This is a genomic window from Winogradskyella sp. PC D3.3, from assembly GCF_054366245.1.
Window position 1 is genome coordinate 12501 of record NZ_CM135962.1, and the last position, 22339, is coordinate 34839.

Sequence of the window (22339 nt, forward strand, 5' to 3'; positions counted from 1 at the left end):
CGTCATTGATTTTTTAAATAATTGATTGGAATAATAGAGCGTATTTCGAGTTATGATTGCAGGTACGTTAAGAACATCATCATCACTTACTACATTTTGATACATCAGTGTATTATCTAATGTAAAATTCCCCACTTTAAATTCCTTCTGCAATTTCAATCTTAAATATTGAAGTGGTTTATTATATTGTTTTGGCTCTATTATATTTACACCGTCAGATACTTCCTTTAAATTGAAATAGGTATAGTTATCTATATTAGATAAATCGAAATAAGCATTAAACCATTTTTCTGATTTAATATTGAATTTTAATTGCTGTGTATTTACATTTTTAAAACTATCTAAATTATCCCAGTTATAATTGATATAGTCACTTTGGTATAATAAATAGTTATAGTTTGCTAGTTTAGAATTAATGGCTATCCCTCCAGAAAAGGCAATATCATCATTTAATTTCAGATTTATTATTCCATCAAAGAAACTACCAACAAATATGTCAGAAAGGTTAAGTCCACCTTTTGCTGAAACATTGAAACCTTTATACGTTTTTGAATACTGCCCTTTAACACCGAAGTAATTCGCCTGAATTCTGTTCGTTATATTTCCACTTGGAAATATAACGATACTATTATAACCATAATTAATATCTGTATAATTCAATCCAAACTGAATATCTCCAATGGTATTATTGGAATACTTCAATCCTAGAGATGTATTAAAGTGTTCTAATTTAACTTTATCATTAATACTCGTTGCGAAAGCCTCTCCAAAGAAACTCGTAGCCGATGTTGTTTGTTTATATTGATAGTATTTATCTTCTAATGAGTTTTTATTAATTAAAGTGATACTATTATTACTTATGGAATCTTTATTATGCAGTAATCTATAAGACTGTTCTATATAAAAACGTTTCCCTTCTAATATATTTTCCGCATCCTCAAAAGCAGGATCAAATACGGAACGGTCTAAAAACTCTTGATTTCCTGAAGTAAAGTTATCGAGATCTTCTGTTTTTAACCCACCATTTTCTTGGTTGAGTAAATCTTGCATCACCGCATAACCTTTCGCTTCGTATTTATCATTCTTTGATTGATACTTTGAAGTGAATCGAAAATTCCCAGAACTAGTCAATGCGTTTTGATAGTTTCCCAAAGATCTCAATCCCTTATATGCTATTGAAAAATTGAATTGTTTAGAAAGATTTACAGTAAAGAACGCATCTAAAAGCTGTCCTTGCTCAAACGCGGTCTTGTAGGTTAAACGCGTCCATGGTGTTGGCACTTTATAAAACTTAATATCGCTATGTTCTAAATAATTAAAATGACGTGCTCTTGCGCCAAATGACGGAGACGTTTTATTATCCCAAGCATCAAAACTCAGCGTATTATACGTTTGCCCCATATTAGCAAACGCCATTAAATTAAAGTTATCTTTTTGAAGGTAATTAAATTTATATTCCTTGTTAATTGTTAATGTTGTATCTACTGGTATAGAATCTAAAGCATTATTATACTGTAGATACATATCTATGGTAGCTACACCTTTAAATCCATTAATTTTTTTAGAAGCAGAACTGTCTCGTCCACCACCAGTATACCCCTTAGTAAGTTTAGTTTGAGAACTAAGGCCTAATGTAAAGAAACAAAGTATGAGTATGTATAAATTTTTGATGTGCATTTAATACTATCTAGTTTTCAAACAAAGTAAACTATAAATTATTGTTTACAAATATAAAATTACAATTTACTTAACATAAAAAAGACCAACAGTGTTATTTGTTGGTCTTTAAAATTATGTACTTAAGAAATAGTTTATTCTATAATAATTTTTTGAGATGTAACATTACCTCCTTTAGAAATGTTTGCAACATATACTCCAGAAGCTACGCCACTTAAGTTTATGGTTTCATTAAATCTAGCAGAATTATTAGCAAAAGTATTTTTATAAACTAATCGTCCACTAATATCGTAAATATCAATCTTAACATCGCTGTTATTATTTAAGCTAGAATCAAAACTAATTGTAAACTGTCCTTTGTTAGGATTAGGATAAATTGAAAGTTGGTCAAAAGAAGATTCTGACACGCCCAAGCTTGACAGAATACCACCAGTAATTATAAGGCTATAATTTTGTAAACCACCAGATAAAGTATTTTTGTGATTAATGGTTACCGTATAGGTTTCACCTACACTTGGAGCATCCACCTCTACTTTTTCAAAATTATCTACATCGTTCGTAGAATTTCGTGTTGCTCCCAAACTTGGGTTAGCAGGATCCAATTTCCAAGGAAAATAATCGGTAGTCCCTTTAGTTAACTTAAGATCTAGATCATTTACCAATACAGGTGTTGGATCATTAGCAACTCCACTAGAAATAGCTCCTTGAGGATCTGTCCAAGATATAGACACCATTAAAGGTTCATTACCTGCCGCCACAACATCAAAACTTCTTGAACTTGAATTAGCTAATGCCGTCTCTTCTATAAAAGCACTGACGTTATTATTAGATATAGCATCAACAGCTTTTTTACCATTGGCTAAACCCCAACCAAAAGAATAATCTGGACCATCAGAAGGACCAGCTTCATCAGCCGTATGCAACAATAACCCTTTAGCAGTTGCCGCTAACATATATTGAGAATTTACATTATTATAATGCTCCTGTAGCAGTAATAACAGTCCTGTGATTCCTGGAGCTGACATTGATGTTCCGCTTGAATTACCATAAGCTGTGTTAGACGCATTACTAGTAGAAGTCACATTTACACCTTGTGAAGAAATGTCTGGTTTAATACGGCCATCATCTGTAGGTCCCCAATTACTAAAAGAAGACATTACCACACTCGATGGTCCCGTATAACTCATTACTGGTCCCACTGCCGCAGATGTAATACAGTTTTTTGCAACTGATTGACCAGAAAGAAGATCATAACCAGATTTAGATGGGTTATATAAGAAAAAATCATCCCTATCGTTACCCGCAGAAATTACCGGTAAATAATACGGATTAGTATAAGTAATCAAATCGACACTAAATGCATCAGTTTGATAGGCTCCAAAAGTAGCAACAGATAGATTTTCAGCACCATAACCATAAGAATGATTAGATACCAACAGGCCATTTGCCGCTTGTATAGCCATTTCTTGGCTATCGTTGCTTGAGTTTCCTGCTAGAACAGTAGCTTCATAAGCTATACCTCTTCCTAAATTTAATGGGTAATTATTCCCTGAACTTATAATTGTTCCTGTTACGTGGGTAGCGTGAAAAGAAACATTAGATCCGCCATCTATAACAGTAATTCGATTCATTAAATCAAGATGTGAGCGTAATGGATAACCATCTTCAGCCTCCCAAACACCTGCTACCATATTTTGCCCCCTTAAATCTATTCCCGAATCGTTCCCAGCAGCATACAACTTATCTGCTCTAATAGTTATCGCTGCAGGATTATTACTAGAAACATAATAAAGAGGTTTACCATCTTCAGTTATATCCCTAAGCTTAACAATATCGATTTTCTTACGTTCTTCTTCAGATAACGTATCAAGAAACAATTTAATTCGGTCTAATCGTTTATCGTTTTCTATGCCTAGATAATTTATTACAGCTTTAGATTGTTCGCTATTATAATGTGACCTTATTATTTTAAACTCTTCTTCAGTTTGAGAAAACCCAAAAGTCACAGCTACTAAAAAAAAAGCAGTTAGGATATTTTTTTTCATTCTTTTTGTTATTTAATAAATAAAATTTGGAATCATAAGTGACAAATATAATCCTTATTTTCCAAAATTAACCAAAACAACCAACATAAGACTTAAAATTAATAGTAGTAAAGTTAAACATATAATAACCTAAACAATGACTTTCACTTCTATATAAAACGCTCACTACTAGTAGTTATTAAAAATAAAAAGTCCTGTGAAAAATTCACAGGACTTTAAATAATTCGTAGCTATTAAATAATATTACAAAGGTGTAATAATATGAGTGCCAGACCCAAAGGAAGCACCATCTGATCTATCTAAACTCCAAAATAAGACAATTGTTTGTGTGTCTTCATTATATGTACCAGAACCTGATAATATAGCATCAAAGCCTTCACTACACGCAGAACAATATACTTGTGGTGGCAAATTAACTGAACCAGTAGTAGCACCTTCACTAGCCGGCTCAAAATACAATTCAAAAGGTTCACTATAAGCATTATATCCTGATAGATCACCATCTATTAATAAAACATCACAAACACCTGAAGCCGTACTAGACCCAGTAGCAGGAATATCAGCATAACCTGGATCTTGAACTCTAAGATTCCCAAACCAAAGGCTTGTCTGACTTGGACAATCATCGTTAACTATATTGATAGTTTTAAAATACGAATCAACATTAGCATTACCTATTTTAATACGAGAATCAGAAACTGAAACTATCTCAATATCAAAGGATCTTGTATTATTAAATTCTTCATCATCTGTTGGAAGAACACTAAAACTACCTACAAATTCCCCAGCAGGAATTACTACTGTATTCGAAGATAAAACAAAATCAGTATTTTCAACTGCGGTATCGTCTGTCACTGATAATGTAACTGTTACGTCTGTATCAAAAGTTTCAGTAATACCAATAATGAACTCTCTAGATCCAGCATTTTCATCTACATTAATTGGACTATTTTGTTCCGAAAACGAAATAAATGCATTCCCATTATAAACTTCCGGCTCATTATCCTCACACGCCATATTTAAGGCAAACAGACCTAAACATGCGAATGTCATTAATATTTTACTTTTATAATTTTTCATATTCTACTTTTTAATTTATTAATTATAACCTGGATTTTGAACTATGCTTGGGTTTGCAAAAATTTCAGACTGAGGAATAGGGTAAGTAAATCTATCCTCATCAATTAAATCACAATCAAGAACATTAATACAATCTACAGCATCACGTGTAATATCTTTTCCAAAACGTTTAGCATCATAAATTCTATGCCCTTCGTAAGCAAGTTCTCTTCTTCTTTCCGAGTATATAAAATCTAAAGCAGATTGAGTTGCACCAAACGTAGTAGCACTTAACCCTCTATTAGTTAACAATAAACTAACATCTGCAGCAGCGCCAACTAAATCAGAAGGAACCGATCTTACTTTAGCTTCAGCTCTCATTAACAACATATCTTCTGCTCTAAATACTTTAGTATCATTAAGTCCTGGTTGACCATCAGCAGTAGCATATTTTATTATTTTCGCTGTACTACCAGATCCCGTAAAATATACAGAAGGACGAATATCACCAGCAGCATATAACCCTCTGATTTCATCAGATGGATTAAAGAAAATATCCGAATTAGATGATCTTGTATAAATACCACCTAAATCACCAGATAACCCATCACCAGCGTTTGTAGCATCTCTACCAATTTCAAAAATAACACCAGCATTTGAAGTATCATTCCATATATTAGAAAACTCCGTTGCAGACGCAATAGGAACAGCGGCTAAAACGTCATCAGCTTCTGAAATAACCGTTGCATAATCCCCCTCCCATAATGCTACTTTAGCTCTTAAAGCTTTTAAAGCATTAGTTGTTAATCTTGAAACATCACTAGCAGTTGATGGCATTAAATTTAATGCTTCAGTTATATCACTTTTAATACCATCCATAACATCTTCCGCCGTATCACGAGCAGGTCGTTGTTGCACCCCTAAAGAGGTTACATAAGGTACCCCTAAATTTGTAGGACTGTAATCTGCTGAGAAACTTTGCAATAACACAAAATGACTAAAAGCTCTCATTCCATAAGCTTCCGCTATAAATCTGTTATAATCATCAATTTCAGTAGTCGTTGGTGTAACTTTATCAAAGTTTAGTATTACCTGATTTGCTCTGTTAATTGAAGTATACAAGGCATCCCAAATTGCCTCAAAATCATCCTCCGTAGATGTGTATGTCCAATTGTATAAAAATGCACCCTGACCTGTATTTGTAGGTGCGATTCTAACATCATCAGATATTAGAGATGAAGCCTCTATAATAGCTCTACCTGGATAGCTATTATATGACCCTAACACCATTTGCTCTAAATCATCTACACTATTAGGAAAGTTGGCATCCGTTGTAGCATCTCCCGGTGTAGTATCTAATATATCAGAACAACCATAAAAGACTGTGGATATAGTAAATAATATTAATATATATTTTTTCATAATGTTTATTTTTTATTTTTTTTAAAACGTAAAGTCCAGACCTAAAGTATATGTTTTAGCTGTAGGATATTCATAAGCTGCAATATTGTTATCATCTTCAGGATCAAACCCTGTCCATTTTGTCCATGTATACAAATTAAGACCTTGTGCGTAAATCTTAACTGATTGAATAAACGTGTTATCTAAAAATTTAGAAGGTAATGTATAACCTACTTCTAATTTTCTCCAACGTAAATATGATGCATCCTCTATATCTTTTGAAGAAAATTGTCTAGGATATAAATAGCTTTGGATTTCCGTAATATCACCTGGATTTTCCCACATTGTATTCATTATCTTTAACTGATTAAATTGTGCAAAGTTAGGATTCTCTTGGAAAAATGATTGGTTGTTGAATCTAGAAAAGTCTTTCTCAAAAGTAAATAGCGTGTTTAAGTAAAAACCTTTATATTTAATATCTCCACCAAAACCACCGGTAAAAGGTGCTATATATGTCCCATAATCAGTTAATCTATTATCTTCAGTAAACACGTTTGTTACTTGACCATTTGCATCTAAATAAAGTGGTTCACCATTTGAAGGATTAACTCCGGCCCAACCTACAATATAATGAGTACCATAAGGTAAACCTTCTCTCAATATTGAAGTTCCTTGCTCAAACTCATCAACCTGACCTAAGCTCGTAATTTCGTTCTTGTTATATCCAATATTACCAAATAGTGTTAAACTGAAGTCATTATCAGAATCCTGTAATGCCACCACACTAATCTCAGCTTCAACACCTTTATTTACCATCTCACCAGCGTTAATATCTTGGCTTCCAAAACCAGAAGTTGCTGATAAATTTTGGTTCACAAATAAATCAGAAGTAGTACTATGATACAGATCAACAGCACCCGAAATTCTTCCATTCCAAACAGTATAATCTAAACCTAAGTTATATGAAGTAACAGTTTCCCATTTTAAATCGGCATTACCCGGAGATGATGGAAATAATGTAGTCGATCCATTATATTGACCTGACCCAAAGATAGTTCTCGTCTGAAATGTACCAATAGCTCCTTGATTCCCAACGGTACCTGCACTTGCTCTTAATTTTAAGCTATTGACAAAGCTTAAATTTTCCATAAACGCTTCCTTATGAATATTCCAAGACACATCAGCAGACCAAAAGTAAGCTACTCTATTAGCTTTAGAAAACTTAGAAGATTCATCTCTTCTTCCAGTTAACGTCACAGTATATTTATTGTCATAAGTATATCTACCTTTCGCAAAATAAGACTGAATATTTACAGGTGTTCCATTAGATCCCGTCAAATCTGGAAGAAGATCTTCTGAAATAGTAGCTGCGGCCAATCCTGGTGGCACATTTTCATTAAGATTATATACCGTAGAACCAAAACCAAATGGCGCTTCTGTTCTATCAGATAAAAATTCTGAAAACACTTCAAAATTAACATTATGAACACTATTAAATGTTTTATCAAATTCTAATGAAAATCTTCCATTTAAAATAAGACCTCTACTAAAAGACGAACCATAACTACCTGCATTCCCAGGTGAAGTAGTTCTTCCATATTCAGTATTAGGATCAGTATAACTAGTATTAACAGACTCTCTGTAATCTAAAGAACCAAAAGCCTTAGCCGTTAAAAAACTTAAAATATCATACTCACCTGAAACCGTGTAAGTAGCTCTAATACGCTCAGTAGTATTACGACTATTCACTAAATGCTCGTAAGCATTAGGACCAACAAGACCACTTCCTGAAGCAAAACTTCCATCCTCATTATAAAGCGGATCATAAGGAGCTCCTAAATACACCGCAGCAAAAGGGTTTTGCAATGTTATACTATTTTCACTATCTATAAAATTAGATCTAGAAAAACTTCCAATCAACGAAGTATTTACTCTAAACTTATCTGATACTTGGTGTGAGATGTTCATAGCTCCTGAATATCTATCCAAACCAGAACTTAAAGCAATACCTTCCTGATTATAAACACCAATAGAAGATCTAAACTGTGTATTTTCATTTCCTCCAGAAATAGAAAAATCATGTGTAGATGTTCTACCTGTTCTAAAAAACAAATCTGACCAATCCGTATCTACTAATGCTAAGGTACTAATTTCCTGATCTGTTAAACCAACACCAGGTGATTGACCAACTCTTCTCTGAAACTCAAGTAATTCTCTTGAATTCATCATATCGAAATTTGTGTTCCCTGATTCAGAAAACCCTGTCGATGTAGAATATTGAACAACCGTTTTCCCTTTTGTTCCTTTCTTTGTTGTAATTAATATAACACCTGCTGCACCACGAGAACCATAAATAGATTGAGAAGCTGCATCTTTAAGCACACTTACCGAAGCTATATCGTTAGGGTTTAACGCAGAAAACACAGCATTATCAACTGGTGCACCATCTATAACATATAAAGGTTGCTGACCCGCACCTGCTATAGAAGCAATACCTCTAATAATTACATTAGCATCAGCACCAGGCTGTCCTGAACCACTAGATACTCTAACACCAGCTGCTCTACCTTGCAAAATTTGCGTAACATTACCAATTGCTACGTTGTTAATCTCCTCAGACTTAACATAAGACGTTGCCGTACCTACCTTCTCTCTCGACTCAGTACCATACCCAACAACGACTACTTCATCTAGAACATTATCAGGTTCTAAAACCACGTCATAAATATTTCCAGAACCCACTGCTCTTTCAGCAGTTTTCATTCCTACATAAGAGACAACTAATATATCTCCTTGATTGACTTTGATCGTAAATTTACCATCAAAATCTGTTTGTTGACCTCTAGAGGTCCCTTTTACAATTACTGTTGCTCCCGGAAGAGGCAAACCATCATCTGATGTTGTAACTGTACCTGTGACAGTTTTCTCTTGTGCAAAAGAAAATTGCATCACGAACGCCATAAAAAGCGTTAATAACCATGTTAACTTTAATTTCATAAAACAATTATTTGAGTTAGTCTTGTTGCAAACATCTTAATTAAATATTAAATAAGCAAGCGTTTCTGCTAAAAATATGTTAACAACGTTACGATAATGACAACAATAGATAAAACCGATTTTGACCATTGTTTTGGGCAACAACTCACTAGTTAGATGTAAAAAGTGTAAAAGGGTTGCGTTAAAATTTTAACTTTGTTCAAAAATTAACATTTTGGCTCTAGAACCTAAATTTTCAAGTTATAAATTAGAATGTGGTACAGATGAGGCTGGTCGCGGTTGTTTAGCTGGTCCTGTTACAGCTGCTGCAGTTATTTTACCTGACGTTTTTAAAAACCCATTATTAAATGACTCTAAGCAACTTTCTGAAAAAAACAGAATACTTCTAAAGCCTATAATTGAAGACCAAAGTATTTCTTTTGGTGTCCACCATATTTATGAAACCGAAATAGACACCATTAATATTCTAAACGCTTCAATCAACGCCATGCATGGAGCTATAGCCATCCTAGAACCCATTCCTGAATATATTATTGTAGATGGTAATAGATTTAAACCTTATAAAAACACCCCACACTCTACCATAATAAAAGGAGACAGTAAGTTTTTAAGTATTGCAGCCGCTTCTGTGTTAGCAAAAACGTATAGAGATGCTTATATGGAAAAAATTCATGAAGAATTTCCGATGTACAACTGGAAACAAAATAAAGGTTACCCAACAAAGGAACACAGAGCCGCTATAAAAAAATATGGTATCACTAAATATCACAGAAAATCCTTTAGATTATTACCAGAGCAATACAAATTGGATATATAACTTTTATATTTGTAAACTAAATTTTCAATTTAATGAAGCGACTTGGTTTATTATCAATTTTGTTTATCTCAGTATTTGCCTGTCAAAAAGACTACAACAAAACAAAACAACCTTATAATTTTATTCCTGCAGAAACATCTGCCATCGTTCGCGTAAATGAGCTTAATGATTTTATTAAAAGCGTTGAAAATAACGCTATCCTTTTTGAACTATATAATAAGGAGTTAAAAAAAGCCTCTCCTATTTTAAGTCATCTCAACACAACCAAACAAGTCTATCTTGCTTTTACCGATTCTAATTACTTGATTCTTACGAAAAACGACAGTACATTATTTAGGCTTGATTCTATTAAGAATATTACTTCAGAAACCTTATTAGACTCAAATATAACAAAGACTCAAATCGATAGTAGTACCATTTACCACAGAGCTATCGGAAACACTTTTGCGGGTTCAAACAACCTCGAACTTTTAAAAACTTTAAATGCCACGAATAACAATGCCGAACTGAGTAAATTAATTAAAACAACAGATGAGACCTCAGTTGCCTCTGTCCTATTTAAATCAGCAGCCACAAATTATTCCAAGTTACTATTTTCAGATGTTGTCAACACAGGAAATACCAGCATTACCGTTCTAGATCTTAATTATTCTGAAAAAGGCTTAAATTACAATGGTATATTAACCTCTAAAGACTCTATGGTCAACAATTTAGAGCGCTTTAAAAACACCATTCCTCAAAAGACGAACACCCCCAATATTGCTCCTTACAATACGAGTTCTTTAATCAGTATTGCCTTTGATGATTTTTCTATATTCAACAGAAACCGCAATCACCGCAAGGACAGCATATTAGAAAGACCTGAAACCTTTTTGAATTTCACTACTGAAATTGCGTTAATTGACAATGCTTTAGTACTCCATTCATTAGACACCAACTTAATTTTAGAATCTATTGAAGATAAATCCACGTTTGAATCCTTCAGAGATATTGAAATCTATGAGTTCGCACACCCCGATTTTTTTAAATCTACCTTAATACCCTTTATTAGTTTTGAAAATGCCAAGTATTTTTCGGTTTTTGAAAATTTTATAGTGTTTTCTAATTCTACTGAAACTTTAAAATCAATATTAACAGACGCGCTAAACAATAACACTTTAGCTAATTCTGATGCATTTAAAAGTATTAGTGATGATTTAAGTGATGAATCATCATTGTTTATATTTAAGAATTCAAAGGCATTATCCAATATTTTAGGTAAAAAGATGACAGGGTACAATGCCAACGCTGTTCAATATATACAGGAAGCTAATTTTACTCATATCAACGGAGTCATTCAAAAATTCAAAAAAAGACCGGCCTCAAACTCTGTCTCTGAAGCATTTACAACACCATTAGAGTCAACCATATTAATTGCTCCACAAACAGTTAAAAACCATGTTTCAAAATCAAACGAAATTATAGTACAAGACGTAAACAACGTACTTTACTTAGTATCTAACTCAGGTAACATCTTATGGAAAAAACAATTACAAGGTAAAATCCTAGGTAAAGTTCAGCAAATTGATATGTACAAAAACGGTAGGCTACAATTAGCGTTTACAACACCTAACAGATTATACGTTTTAGATAGAAATGGCAATGATGTTTCCCCTTTCCCATTAAAATTTAAGGACGCTATTACACAACCTCTATCGGTATTTGATTACGATAAACGAAAAGATTATCGCTTACTCGTTACCCAAGGAAAAAATTTACTGATGTATAATACTAAAGGCCAACCAGTAGGCGGTTTTAATTATAAAAACAACGGTTCTAACATTGTAACACAGCCCAAACATTTTAGAATAGGATCAAAAGATTATATTGTATTTGGAGCCGGCGAACATCTTAAAATTTTAAACCGACAAGGCCATGTTAGGATTAACGTAAAAGATAAGATTCGTTTTTCAGGTAATGACATCTATTTGTACCAAAATAAATTCACAACAACGAACACACTAGGACAACTTATCCAAATAGACACCAAAGGCAACCTAAGTACAAAAAACCTTAATTTAACAGATAAGCACAAAATAGAAACAACAAGTAAAACATTAGTATCCTTGCGAGAAAACAGATTAATTATTAAGTCTAGAACTATTGATTTGGATTATGGTGAATATACCGATCCTAAAATTTTCTATCTAAACGACAAGATTTACGTAACAACAACAGATTTACAATCTAAAAAAGTATATCTATTTGATAGTCAAGCTAAATCAATTCCCAATTTCCCTGTGTTTGGTACGGCCAGCGCCACCTTAGAAAAACTAGATAATGATAACGACCTAGAACTTATTACACAAAGCGACGATAAAACAATAGTGGTTTACAAACTACATTAAAATCAATACTAATTAAACGCTGTTTTGACTTCGTTAAGGCCAGTGTTTTGTAGTATTATATAATAAATATTTAGACGACAAATTTCAACATGATAAAAAGACAAAAAGCATCCATAAAAAGCTGTATAATTCACAAAGTAGGTAACAAATTTAATGGCACAAAAAATGCCTTTTCAGATGCCATTGTAGATTTTGACGAAGCAACTTATCATTTAATGCTACCCTATCTTTTAAAACCATTTGTTAGTGTTGCAGAAAGCTACCGTTTTCACCACCATAGTGATGTTGCCCTTAATGAAATCAACACTTATAGCGATCAACTATTTAAAGAAGACGCTGATTTTGTAGACCTCTCTAAACATATTGTCACCCATTTATTTGAACAAAGTAATTCAGCTCAAATTAAAACTGGAGATGTGTTAATTTGTCATTTTGAAAATATTCAATATGAAGACTATTTTACAGATGCTATTGGAATTTTTAAAATTGAAAATAAAACTGAGTTTTTTCAAACCTATTTAGAAGACAATAACTACGATATTCTAGTACAAAAAGGGATTCAAGCCAAGAAGGTAGACAAAGGTTGTTTAATCTTAAATACGTCTGATATGGAAGGTAAAATCGTACTTAGTGTAGACAACAACACGTATGACACACAATACTGGATAAAAAGCTTCCTAAACATTAAATACCCAGACGATAGCAACCAACACACAAAAAACTGTATTGAGTTGTGTAGAGAGTTCTCAAAGGAGGTTTTACAACCCAATTTTGGAGGTCAAGAACAAAGTAATTTTTTAGCTAAAACGGTTGACTTTTTTAAAGAAAATGAAATTGTAAATATTGATACGTTTAAAGAAGAAGTTTTTGACGAAGAAGATAAAATTCAATTGTTTGAAGACTACAAGAAAACATATGAATCTGACAACAAAGTGCTCATTAGAAATCAATTTGATGTTTCTGAAGTGGCCTTAAAAAAGCAGAAACAAAAGATTAAAACTGAAATTAAACTCGATACTAACATCCAAATCAAACTTGATGTTGATGCACCTGATGCCTCAGCAGAATATTTAGAACGCGGCTACGATGAGGATAAAAAAATGCATTATTACAAGGTGTTTTTTAACGACGAGTCTTAATTTGAATTATTAAAGTCAGACGACATACGATTAAGTTAAACAAAACGCGCTTCAAAAAGCGTACTAAAATGCTTTAAAAGCTTCTCTTTAACTTCATTTACATCAACGCTATCGACACCCAATTCATTGTTCAATGTTGTTACAGCCTTACCTTTAATTCCACATGGAATAATATGATCAAAATACCCTAAATCGGCGTTCACATTTAAGGCAAATCCGTGCATAGTCACCCAGCGACTTGCTCTCACTCCCATGGCACAAATTTTTCGAGCAAATGGCGTTCCAACAGCTAACCACACCCCTGTTTCACCAGGACTACGCTCGGTTTTTAGACCGTATTCAGCTAACGTAAGAATAATGACTTCTTCTAAAAAGCGCAAGTATTTATGGATATCGGTAAAGAAATTATCCAAATCTAAAATAGGGTAACCTACTATTTGTCCAGGACCATGATAAGTAATATCTCCACCTCTATTAATTTTGTAAAATGTTGCTCCTTTTTCGGCTAATTGCGCTTCTGAAAGCAACAAATTAGACAGATCACCACTCTTACCCAATGTATAAACATGAGGATGCTCTACAAAAAGAAAGTGGTTATCGGTTTCTAAACCTGCATCTTCCCTTCTATTTTTCACCTTAGTATCTAAAATAGCTTTAAATAACTCTTCTTGGTAATCCCAAGTAGCTTTAAAATCTTTTACCCCTAAATCCTGAAGTTGTATTGTTTTATTCACAGCTTAATCTTCTAAAATCACGTCTAAATTCATTAAGGCAGCGTCTTTTTTTAGTGTATTCCAAGACACTTTATAAGTCACCGTTTTCCCATCTTCAGAAATCAGTGCATTTTCATTAGATACTGATTTCACTTTTCTTGGAAACTGATACTCTAAAGTATAATACGATTGTGAGAGATCTCTTCAAATTGCATTTCAAATTGTTTAGTAAAATCATTAGTTTCCTCTGCTTCTACTTCCTCTTTAAGTTCTTCCGCTTCTTGCTCCGCAACAGCATTGGGCATTAAACGTGAAAAGGTGTTATTATCAAAAGCATAGATTACCTTATCTACTTTAGTAAGCTCATCTAACTGACCTTTAGGTGCGTTAGCATCTTTATTCCCAATGTCTTTAGCAAATCCCATAGCGTCATCAACTTGGTCATTAATATGTTCTAATTCTTTAAAGGACTTAAATGATTTTTGCATATTAAAATCAAAAACATTGTTTTCTTCATCCATACGAACTTTTAACACCATACCTTTAAGACGCTCTAATTTAGCACGTTCTGTTTCAGATAGCGCCGCAACACTATCTTTATACTGTTCAAATAATTCACTAAAAACTATAGTGGTATCAATTTTTTCCTTTTTGGGTCCCTCCTTAGTAACAGGTCTGTTTTCATTTGCATAATTCATCATAGGAGTTAAATCAAAAGACGTCATATACGCTCCACTCATATCCTTGTTAAACACAATTGACTCTGTGACATTACAACTCGTTAAAAAACAAATTAGCACTAATGACAATATAAAATTTTTCATATATCTGGTATTAATTTTCGAAAGCACAAAGGTAAGACTTTTATCGCTCTGGGTTGTTCAAAATTACCAAAGCTGCTATAACGCCTGGCACCCAACCGCAGAGCCATAACAGAAAGGTAATTAAAATGGAACCACAACCTTTATCTAAAACAGCTAAAGGTGGACAAATAATAGAAAGGATAACACGCCAGATACTCATAATTCGTTTTGATGATTTGATGTAATTATAAGACGTACTTTAATTTAAAATGTTACATTTTTTATCAATTCTCGATATTGAAATCAAAATAAAATTATGTAGTTTCGTTTTATGCGACTAAAACTTCTCTTCGTTTTTTTAAGTATCTCTTCTATTTGTAAAGCGCAATATTCATTTTCGGGCTATACAAATCCTGAAGAATGGGATAGAGCAGTATACCTTTCTATTGTTGAAGATTACCGAAAAATGTCTGGTGTGTATTCTGAACAAATTATCGCTAAAACCACTGCTGATTCCTCAGGCTTTTTTGAGTTTAAAGGCAATATGCTAGATACTGAAAATCGTATTTATCGTATTCACGTAGATAAATGCTCCGATATTCAACAAGGTGTTAATCACTTTAATGGGCATTGTAGCGATAGCGAAGCACTGTTATTTATCGCAAAAAACACAGACACATTAAAACTGCCTTTTTCATTTGGAAATCAAGTATTTTGCAGAGTAGAATCTAACAATCCTAAAGCAAATGCATTTGTAAAAATAGACTCTCTAAAAAACGACATGCGTTTTGCCTATGGAGAATTTAGAAGTGAAGCGAACCGTAAACTGAATAATAAAAAGTGGTTTAAAACCCTTCAATACTTTGGTGAAGCTTTAGATGAGCCTTTAGCAGAACTTTATATTTATACGTATTTATCGGACCGAAGTAGTGATTTGCATAGCTATTATGTTGAAGACCTGAAACAAAACCAATATTACGACAATTTAAAAGCACGATTAGAAACTACTTATCCTAATGCACCATACACCAAACAGTATACTAATGAATTAGAAGCTGATCGTTATATGTTAGCTGCATCAAATGGAGAAACAGCATCAAATTGGAATGTTATACTCTACTCCTTTTTAGGATTATCAATTATTCTAAATCTATTTTTATTATATCACTTTTGGAAACGAAACCAATCTAAAATTGATGATTTAAAAGCTAAATTATCTAAACAAGAACAAGTGGTTTTAGAGCATTTGCTCATGGACAAAACCAACAAAGACATTGCTGAAGCACTTTTTTTAAGTGTAAGCACGGTAAAAACGCATACTAATAACATTTACAAAAAGTTAAACGTGCAATCTAGAAACGACGCAAAGTCTCTATTTACCAAATAGTTAAAAAATTCAACCTAGGTACTAGTACCAATTTCCAACCTTCTTTTTTTAAATTTCACATCTTTATATGAGATGTTTGTTTTCATATTAATCATTTAAAATATTTATTATGAAACAAACATTAAACATTAGCATTCTTTTAATTTTTGCACTAAGTTTTTTTAACGCTGCACCAACCGAATTTGACAAATACGATGTAAAAGTTGCTATTTTAAAATTTAAAACTGAAGTTATTAACTACGGAACCATAACTCAAAATGCAGAAGGTAAGCGGATTTTCACATTTACCAATACTGGAGATGCTCCTTTGCTTATCACAAAAGTTAAAACAAGCTGTGGCTGTACAGTGCCAAATTATTCAAAAGCACCTATACAACCAGGCGATCAAGGTGAACTAGAAATTAAGTACGACACCAAAAGATTAGGGGCTTTTACAAAAACGGTTACTGTTATTTCTAATGCAGAAGGCGGCAACAAAATCTTAAAAATCAAAGGAAATATAGTGGCCTCTAAATAATATTAAATATCTCATCTGTCTAATTGAGCTTGGCCAATAGCTATTTCATACAACACCTTTTAACTGAGCTCAAGAAGACAAACAGTATCAATCATAAAATTATCAAAAATGAAAACGACCATTTTAACCATCATAATCACATTAGTAACCGTATTTCACAGCAATGCACAACAACGCAATCAAGAAATAATAAAGGACGGAAAAACCCCTTATTTACTTGGAAAAATTGACAAAACTGGTTTAGAAGGTAAAAATTACAGCTCTTGGTTTTCTAAAAATTATGCCGAATATGAAGTTAACACCTCCAAAACTTCTTCTATTTCTTCTGAATTAAAAAATTATGATATCACCCTTTTTATGGGCACTTGGTGTGGAGATAGTAAACAAGAAGTTCCCAAATTATATAAAGTTTTAGAAGCTTGTAATTTTCCTATGGATCAACTTACCGTTATTGCTGTAAGTAGAGAACCTAATATGTATAAACAAAGTCCACAACACGAAGAAGCTGGTTTAAATATCCATCGTGTACCTACCATTATTTTCAACAAAAACGGAAAAGAAATTAATCGAATAGTTGAACATCCCATTACAACTTTAGAAGACGATATTCAGAATATCATCACGGTAAACAATTACAAATCCAAATATCAAATTGTTACTGCAATTGATAATATTCTAAAGAAAAAAGGCGTCAAAGGCTTAAAAAAGAAAGGTGAAAAATTACTAAAAACTCATAAAGATAAAGTATCAAGTATGTATGAGCTTAATACGTATGGATCAATATTATACAGAACAGACCGAAAAGATGAAGCTATTGAAGTTTTTACTCTAAATACAAAGTTATTTCCAAACGAGCCAAGAACTTATATGAGTTTAGCTAATACTCTAGGGGTTTCTGATAAAAAATCTGAAGCGATAACAATACTTGATAATGCTGTAAAATTGTTTCCCAACAATAAAGATCTCAAAGAAAATTTAAAGGTTATTAAATCTAACTAAAAAGGTACTCGTTAATTTTTGTAAAAAGTGTAATTTTGCAGCCACTTACCAACACTTGGTAAGTTTATAAAAATTAATAAGAATGCAACTTTCAGAACAAGAATTGGTAAGACGCCAAAAGTTAGAAAAGCTTAGAGCTTTAGGGATCAACCCTTATCCAGCGGATTTATTTCCGGTTAATCATACTTCCAAACAGATAAAATCTGATTTTGAAGACGGTAAACAGGTGATAATCGCAGGTCGTCTAATGGCAATTAACATTCAAGGAAAGGCTTCTTTTGCACAATTGCAAGATAGCGAAGGTCGTATTCAAGTATATTTTAACAGAGACGAAATATGCGAAGGCGAGGACAAATCGCTATACAATGATGTCTTTAAAAAATTATTAGACTTAGGAGATTTTGTTGGTATTGAAGGTACACTTTTCACAACGCAAGTTGGTGAAAAAACCGTTATGGTAAAGGATTTCAAATTACTAAGTAAAGCATTAAAACCGTTACCAATACCAAAACAAAAAGATGGAAAAACGTATGATGCGTTTACAGATCCTGAGCAACGTTATAGACAACGTTATGCTGATTTAGCCGTAAATCCGCACGTTAAAGAAGTGTTTATTAAGCGTACTAAATTGTTTAATGCGATGCGTCAGTTTTTTAATGATGCTGGTTATTTTGAAGTAGAAACACCGGTTTTACAACCTATTCCTGGTGGTGCTGCGGCGCGTCCGTTTATTACACATCACAATAGTTTAGACATTCCATTATATATGAGAATTGCTAACGAATTATATCTAAAACGTTTAATCGTTGGAGGTTTTGATGGAGTTTATGAGTTTTCTAAAAACTTCAGAAATGAAGGTATGGACAGAACGCATAATCCAGAGTTTACAGCTATGGAAATCTATGTATCATACAAAGACTACAACTGGATGATGGATTTCTGTGAGCAACTATTAGAGCATTGTGCTATTGCTGTAAATGGAACATCTGAAGCCACTTTTGGTGAGCATAAAATCAATTTTAAAGCACCTTATAAGCGTATTACGATGCGCGATTCTATTTTAGAATTTACAGGTTTTGATATTTACAACAAATCTGAAGATGACATAAGAGCGGCCGCAAAAGCTATGCATATTGAAGTTGATGAAACCATGGGTAAAGGCAAGCTGATTGATGAAATTTTTGGCGAAAAATGTGAAGGCAATTATATTCAACCAACATTCATAACGGACTATCCAAAAGAAATGAGCCCACTCTGTAAAGAACACAGAGAAAACCCAGAATTAACTGAACGTTTTGAGTTAATGGTTTGTGGTAAAGAAGTCGCTAACGCTTATTCTGAGCTTAATGACCCAATAGACCAACGCGAACGTTTTGAGCACCAATTAAAATTGGCACAAAAAGGAGATGATGAAGCTACCGAATTTATAGATTACGATTTTTTACGTGCTTTAGAATACGGAATGCCTCCAACATCAGGTATGGGAATTGGGATGGATCGTTTAATCATGTTCTTAACCAACAATCAAAGTATTCAAGAAGTTTTATTCTTCCCTCAGATGCGTCCAGAAAAGAAAAAAGTAGATTTAAGTGATAATGAAAAAGCAATTTTAGAAGTTTTAAAATCTGAAAAACGCATGGATTTAACAGTCCTAAAATCAAAATCTGGATTAAGTAATAAAGGTTGGGATAAAGGAATCAAAGGCTTAAGCAAACACGGCTTAACAAAGGTTGAGAAAACTGATGATGGCTTATTTGTAGAACTGGTTTAAAAGCCTCTAACATACATTTATAAAAGAGGAATTACTGAGAGGTAGTTCCTTTTTTTTAGTTTAAAAACTATATATTAGAGCATTACTAATAATTACAACCTTTATAAAACGCTCATTTTATGAGACAAAGCTACGCAACCTTGATCTTATTTTTATGTTTTACAATAGTCATAAATTCACAGAACTTCATAGGTAATTGGAATGTAATTTCTCTTGAATCAAATGGAACCATCATAAATTTACCTTCAACGGTTACAACACCTCCAAATATTGAATTTCAAACTTCATTTAGCAGTGCGCCTCTAGACCAATATTGGGGACGTTATATATACGCCAATGGCATATGTAACTCTTTTACCTCTTACTTTGAGAACGAACAAAATAATGCTATAAGTCTTATTCCTTATTTTGAAACTACAGACAATACATGTGCTACAACTGAGGAAACTGATTTTGAGAATTTATACTTTTCAATTTTACAAGCACCTGGAAATCTAACCTATTCATTTACTAATGATTTACACAATTTAAGTTTTACCAATAGCCAAGGAGACGTCATTAACTTAGGTCGTGAAGATGCATCTACAAACGTTTTAAGTGGTGAATGGTTTATCCATTCTATTTGGGATTATGATATTTTATTAGAAAATACTTTTGACCCAGGTTTAAGTATAATATTTTCAAACGAAATTATTAATGGTCAAAGTAGTCTCTATGGCAGCTCTACTTGCAATGGTTTTATGGGGCATTACGATAATCCAATTCAATCAAACACTATTATAATAAGATATACAGGTTGGACACTTATAGATTGTGGCATTTCTGATGAATCTTATTTTGAACAGAGCTATAAACATTTCTTCGAAGCACTTGATGAAAATATTTATTTTTATGAAATCATTGGAAGTGGTTCAGACGCTATTTTAATATTAGATAATGGTCGAGGTGCAAATTTAACCTATGGAAGACAAGCCTTAGCTGTTGATAATTTTAATACTCAAAACACTAAACTGATAACAGATGTATCTAACCACAAATTACAACTGATTTTAACTGCTCCTCTTGTAAACACTTCATATACTATTTATGATATGTCAGGAAGACAAATTACTTCCCATCGTTTAGATAATTCCAACAGTATTGAAATAGATGAGTTACCTTCTGGAAGTTATATTTTAAATATTAAAAATACACAAAACAAAACAGAGCGTTTTAAATTTTTGAAACCATAATTACGGGTTGCAATACTTCATAAATAAGCTAACTATCAGTTTATGTTTTTGTTAAAACATAATTTATTACATTAGCAACTGACTATAAATCACAAAAACACGCAAATGTTAAAAAAACCCTATTTGTTAATCCTATTCGTAAGCATTTTATGTTCTTGTAATACCGATGATACTATAACACCTGTTTGTGATACCGTAACGAACATATCTACAAACTCAATAACTGATGATTCGGCTGCAATCCTTTGGGAAACAGCAAATACTTCGGCATCTTATACTGTAGAATATGGTGTTTCAGGATTTACTTTAGGAAGTGGTACACGTATTTCTGTAGCCGATACAACGGTTAACCTTACCGGATTACAAGCAAATACAACTTACGACATTTACATACAAACACTTTGCAACACCAATAACACAAGCTTGTTTACTGATGTATATAGCATTACGACTTTAGTTCCTAATGTTGTTCCTGAATTTAAACCCAACCTTTCTGAACTGAACTTATTTTCAGGTAATTTAAATGAATTGACTATTACAACGAAAGGCTTTGAATACAACCTAAGCACACCGCTATTTTCAGATTACGCTCACAAACAACGTATAATTGCACTACCTGAAGGTACAAGTATGGCATATGATGGAGATGGCTTACCGATTTTTCCAGATCATACTGTAATTGCAAAAACATTTTATTACAACCATGATGAACGTGATCTATCTCTAGGAAGAACCATTGTTGAAACGCGTATTCTAATCAAAATTAATGGTCATTGGGAAACTGGGGATTACAAATGGAACGAAGCTCAAACCGATGCTGTTTTAGATTCCGCAGGAAGCACCTTACCAATAACATGGATTGATGCTGATGGAGTAAGCAATACCACAACCTATAAAATCCCTTCCAACACAGACTGTTTTACTTGCCATGCAAATAACGATAACATTATGCCTATAGGTCCAAAACTAAGATCTATGAATTTTGAAATTAACGGTGTTAATCAATTAGAACAATTTATCGCTAATTCTCAATTAACAGGTATAACAAATAGTGCCTCTGTTAGACGTCTACCAAATTGGGAAGATCTAGATGAACGACTAGAAGATAGAGCACGAGCTTACATGGACATTAACTGTGCACATTGCCATATTCCTGGAGGTCATTGTGAAGATCAATCTACATTAAATCTCGCTTTTGAAACTCCATTAGAGGACAGTCAAATTGTAGAACAAAGTTTTAGTATTGACTACAGAATTTCCTTTTATCTCGACGGCTTAAGCATGCCATATATAGGAACTTCCATGATGCATACCGAAGCGGTAGAATTAATTCAATCCTATTTAGAAACCCTAGAATAACCACGTTAAAAAAATACTAAAAACGATTTCATAATT

Annotated in this window: 18 protein-coding genes (1 of these 18 running past the window's edge); 9 read left to right on the forward strand and 9 right to left on the reverse strand. The window is 33.0% G+C overall.

From position 1 onward, the window contains the following. The 5 genes from ACXGSQ_RS00060 to ACXGSQ_RS00080 all read right to left on the reverse strand — a co-directional run. Positions 1-1677, reverse strand: the 5' portion of a protein-coding gene (locus tag ACXGSQ_RS00060; RefSeq protein ID WP_458627633.1) for a putative porin. Its footprint begins 276 nt before the window's first position; only the first 1677 of its 1953 coding nucleotides appear in the window; its start codon is at positions 1675-1677; its stop codon lies off the left edge, out of view. Between the two features lie 134 nt (positions 1678-1811). Continuing rightward, entirely contained in the window at positions 1812-3722 is a 1911-nt protein-coding gene (locus tag ACXGSQ_RS00065; RefSeq protein WP_458627634.1) for a S8 family serine peptidase, read from the reverse strand. Positions 3723-3965: 243 nt separating this feature from the next. Then, a complete protein-coding gene (locus ACXGSQ_RS00070; protein ID WP_458627635.1) occupies positions 3966-4802 on the reverse strand; it encodes a Calx-beta domain-containing protein in 837 nt (278 codons plus the stop codon). A gap of 18 nt (positions 4803-4820) precedes the next feature. Then, a complete protein-coding gene (locus ACXGSQ_RS00075) occupies positions 4821-6203 on the reverse strand; it encodes a RagB/SusD family nutrient uptake outer membrane protein (protein ID WP_458627636.1) in 1383 nt (460 codons plus the stop codon). 21 nt (positions 6204-6224) lie between these two features. Then, positions 6225-9179, reverse strand: a complete 2955-nt coding sequence (locus tag ACXGSQ_RS00080; protein ID WP_458627637.1) for a SusC/RagA family TonB-linked outer membrane protein — start codon at positions 9177-9179, stop codon at positions 6225-6227. Between the two features lie 214 nt (positions 9180-9393). Here ACXGSQ_RS00080 and ACXGSQ_RS00085 point away from each other — a divergent pair, with 214 nt between their 5' ends. The 3 genes from ACXGSQ_RS00085 to ACXGSQ_RS00095 all read left to right on the forward strand — a co-directional run bounded on the left by ACXGSQ_RS00085 (position 9394) and on the right by ACXGSQ_RS00095 (position 13522). After that, positions 9394-9996 (forward strand): ribonuclease HII, encoded by a 603-nt coding sequence (locus tag ACXGSQ_RS00085; protein WP_458627638.1) that lies wholly within the window; start codon positions 9394-9396, stop codon positions 9994-9996. Between the two features lie 32 nt (positions 9997-10028). Then, positions 10029-12383 carry a ribonuclease HII gene (locus tag ACXGSQ_RS00090; RefSeq protein ID WP_458627639.1) on the forward strand — a complete coding sequence of 785 codons (2355 nt, stop codon included), beginning with the start codon at positions 10029-10031 and terminating at the stop codon, positions 12381-12383. A gap of 89 nt (positions 12384-12472) precedes the next feature. Beyond that, entirely contained in the window at positions 12473-13522 is a 1050-nt protein-coding gene (locus tag ACXGSQ_RS00095) for a nucleoid-associated protein (protein ID WP_458627640.1), read from the forward strand. Positions 13523-13557: 35 nt separating this feature from the next. On the opposite strand, the gene lipB is transcribed toward ACXGSQ_RS00095, so the two are convergent. Genes lipB through ACXGSQ_RS00115 form a run of 4 tightly spaced genes read right to left on the reverse strand, consistent with a single transcriptional unit; the run spans position 13558 to position 15258 of the window. Then, the gene (gene lipB / locus ACXGSQ_RS00100; RefSeq protein WP_458627641.1) at positions 13558-14256 is read right to left on the reverse strand and encodes a lipoyl(octanoyl) transferase LipB; all 699 of its coding nucleotides are present in this window, start codon (positions 14254-14256) and stop codon (positions 13558-13560) included. A gap of 3 nt (positions 14257-14259) precedes the next feature. Continuing rightward, positions 14260-14388: a hypothetical protein gene (locus ACXGSQ_RS00105; RefSeq protein WP_458627642.1), complete on the reverse strand. Its 129-nt coding sequence runs from the start codon at positions 14386-14388 to the stop codon at positions 14260-14262. 20 nt (positions 14389-14408) lie between these two features. Next, positions 14409-15059: a hypothetical protein gene (locus ACXGSQ_RS00110; RefSeq protein ID WP_458627643.1), complete on the reverse strand. Its 651-nt coding sequence runs from the start codon at positions 15057-15059 to the stop codon at positions 14409-14411. Positions 15060-15099: 40 nt separating this feature from the next. Then, on the reverse strand, positions 15100-15258 hold the full coding sequence (locus ACXGSQ_RS00115; protein ID WP_092446701.1) for a YqaE/Pmp3 family membrane protein: 159 nt from the start codon (positions 15256-15258) through the stop codon (positions 15100-15102). 111 nt (positions 15259-15369) lie between these two features. Between ACXGSQ_RS00115 and ACXGSQ_RS00120 the strand changes: the two genes are divergently transcribed. The 6 genes from ACXGSQ_RS00120 (at position 15370) to ACXGSQ_RS00145 (ending at position 22303) form a co-directional block, all read left to right on the forward strand. Then, positions 15370-16425: a response regulator transcription factor gene (locus tag ACXGSQ_RS00120; protein ID WP_458627644.1), complete on the forward strand. Its 1056-nt coding sequence runs from the start codon at positions 15370-15372 to the stop codon at positions 16423-16425. Between the two features lie 109 nt (positions 16426-16534). After that, positions 16535-16942 carry a DUF1573 domain-containing protein gene (locus ACXGSQ_RS00125; protein WP_458627645.1) on the forward strand — a complete coding sequence of 136 codons (408 nt, stop codon included), beginning with the start codon at positions 16535-16537 and terminating at the stop codon, positions 16940-16942. A gap of 108 nt (positions 16943-17050) precedes the next feature. Further along, positions 17051-17941, forward strand: a complete 891-nt coding sequence (locus ACXGSQ_RS00130) for a thioredoxin family protein (RefSeq protein ID WP_458627646.1) — start codon at positions 17051-17053, stop codon at positions 17939-17941. Positions 17942-18023: 82 nt separating this feature from the next. Beyond that, positions 18024-19712, forward strand: coding sequence for a lysine--tRNA ligase (gene lysS / locus ACXGSQ_RS00135; protein WP_458627647.1), 1689 nt, complete (start codon positions 18024-18026; stop codon positions 19710-19712). A 119-nt stretch (positions 19713-19831) separates the two neighbouring features. Continuing rightward, positions 19832-20944, forward strand: a complete 1113-nt coding sequence (locus ACXGSQ_RS00140; RefSeq protein ID WP_458627648.1) for a T9SS type A sorting domain-containing protein — start codon at positions 19832-19834, stop codon at positions 20942-20944. Between the two features lie 105 nt (positions 20945-21049). Then, on the forward strand, positions 21050-22303 hold the full coding sequence (locus ACXGSQ_RS00145; protein ID WP_458627649.1) for a fibronectin type III domain-containing protein: 1254 nt from the start codon (positions 21050-21052) through the stop codon (positions 22301-22303). The last annotated feature ends 36 nt before the right edge of the window (positions 22304-22339 follow it).

Bases quoted from the DNA above. Each gene is read 5' to 3' on its own strand.
- ACXGSQ_RS00120 (WP_458627644.1), top strand. From the start codon at position 15,370: ATGCGACTAAAACTTCTCTTCGTTTTTTTAAGTATCTCTTCTATTTGT.
- ACXGSQ_RS00125 (WP_458627645.1), top strand. From the start codon at position 16,535: ATGAAACAAACATTAAACATTAGCATTCTTTTAATTTTTGCACTAAGT.
- ACXGSQ_RS00145 (WP_458627649.1), top strand. From the start codon at position 21,050: ATGTTAAAAAAACCCTATTTGTTAATCCTATTCGTAAGCATTTTATGT.
- ACXGSQ_RS00090 (WP_458627639.1), top strand. From the start codon at position 10,029: ATGAAGCGACTTGGTTTATTATCAATTTTGTTTATCTCAGTATTTGCC.
- lysS (WP_458627647.1), top strand. From the start codon at position 18,024: ATGCAACTTTCAGAACAAGAATTGGTAAGACGCCAAAAGTTAGAAAAG.
- ACXGSQ_RS00075 (WP_458627636.1), bottom strand. From the start codon at position 6,203: ATGAAAAAATATATATTAATATTATTTACTATATCCACAGTCTTTTAT.
- ACXGSQ_RS00115 (WP_092446701.1), bottom strand. From the start codon at position 15,258: ATGAGTATCTGGCGTGTTATCCTTTCTATTATTTGTCCACCTTTAGCT.
- ACXGSQ_RS00130 (WP_458627646.1), top strand. From the start codon at position 17,051: ATGAAAACGACCATTTTAACCATCATAATCACATTAGTAACCGTATTT.
- ACXGSQ_RS00095 (WP_458627640.1), top strand. From the start codon at position 12,473: ATGATAAAAAGACAAAAAGCATCCATAAAAAGCTGTATAATTCACAAA.
- ACXGSQ_RS00140 (WP_458627648.1), top strand. From the start codon at position 19,832: ATGAGACAAAGCTACGCAACCTTGATCTTATTTTTATGTTTTACAATA.
- ACXGSQ_RS00080 (WP_458627637.1), bottom strand. From the start codon at position 9,179: ATGAAATTAAAGTTAACATGGTTATTAACGCTTTTTATGGCGTTCGTG.
- ACXGSQ_RS00065 (WP_458627634.1), bottom strand. From the start codon at position 3,722: ATGAAAAAAAATATCCTAACTGCTTTTTTTTTAGTAGCTGTGACTTTT.
- ACXGSQ_RS00070 (WP_458627635.1), bottom strand. From the start codon at position 4,802: ATGAAAAATTATAAAAGTAAAATATTAATGACATTCGCATGTTTAGGT.
- ACXGSQ_RS00110 (WP_458627643.1), bottom strand. From the start codon at position 15,059: ATGAAAAATTTTATATTGTCATTAGTGCTAATTTGTTTTTTAACGAGT.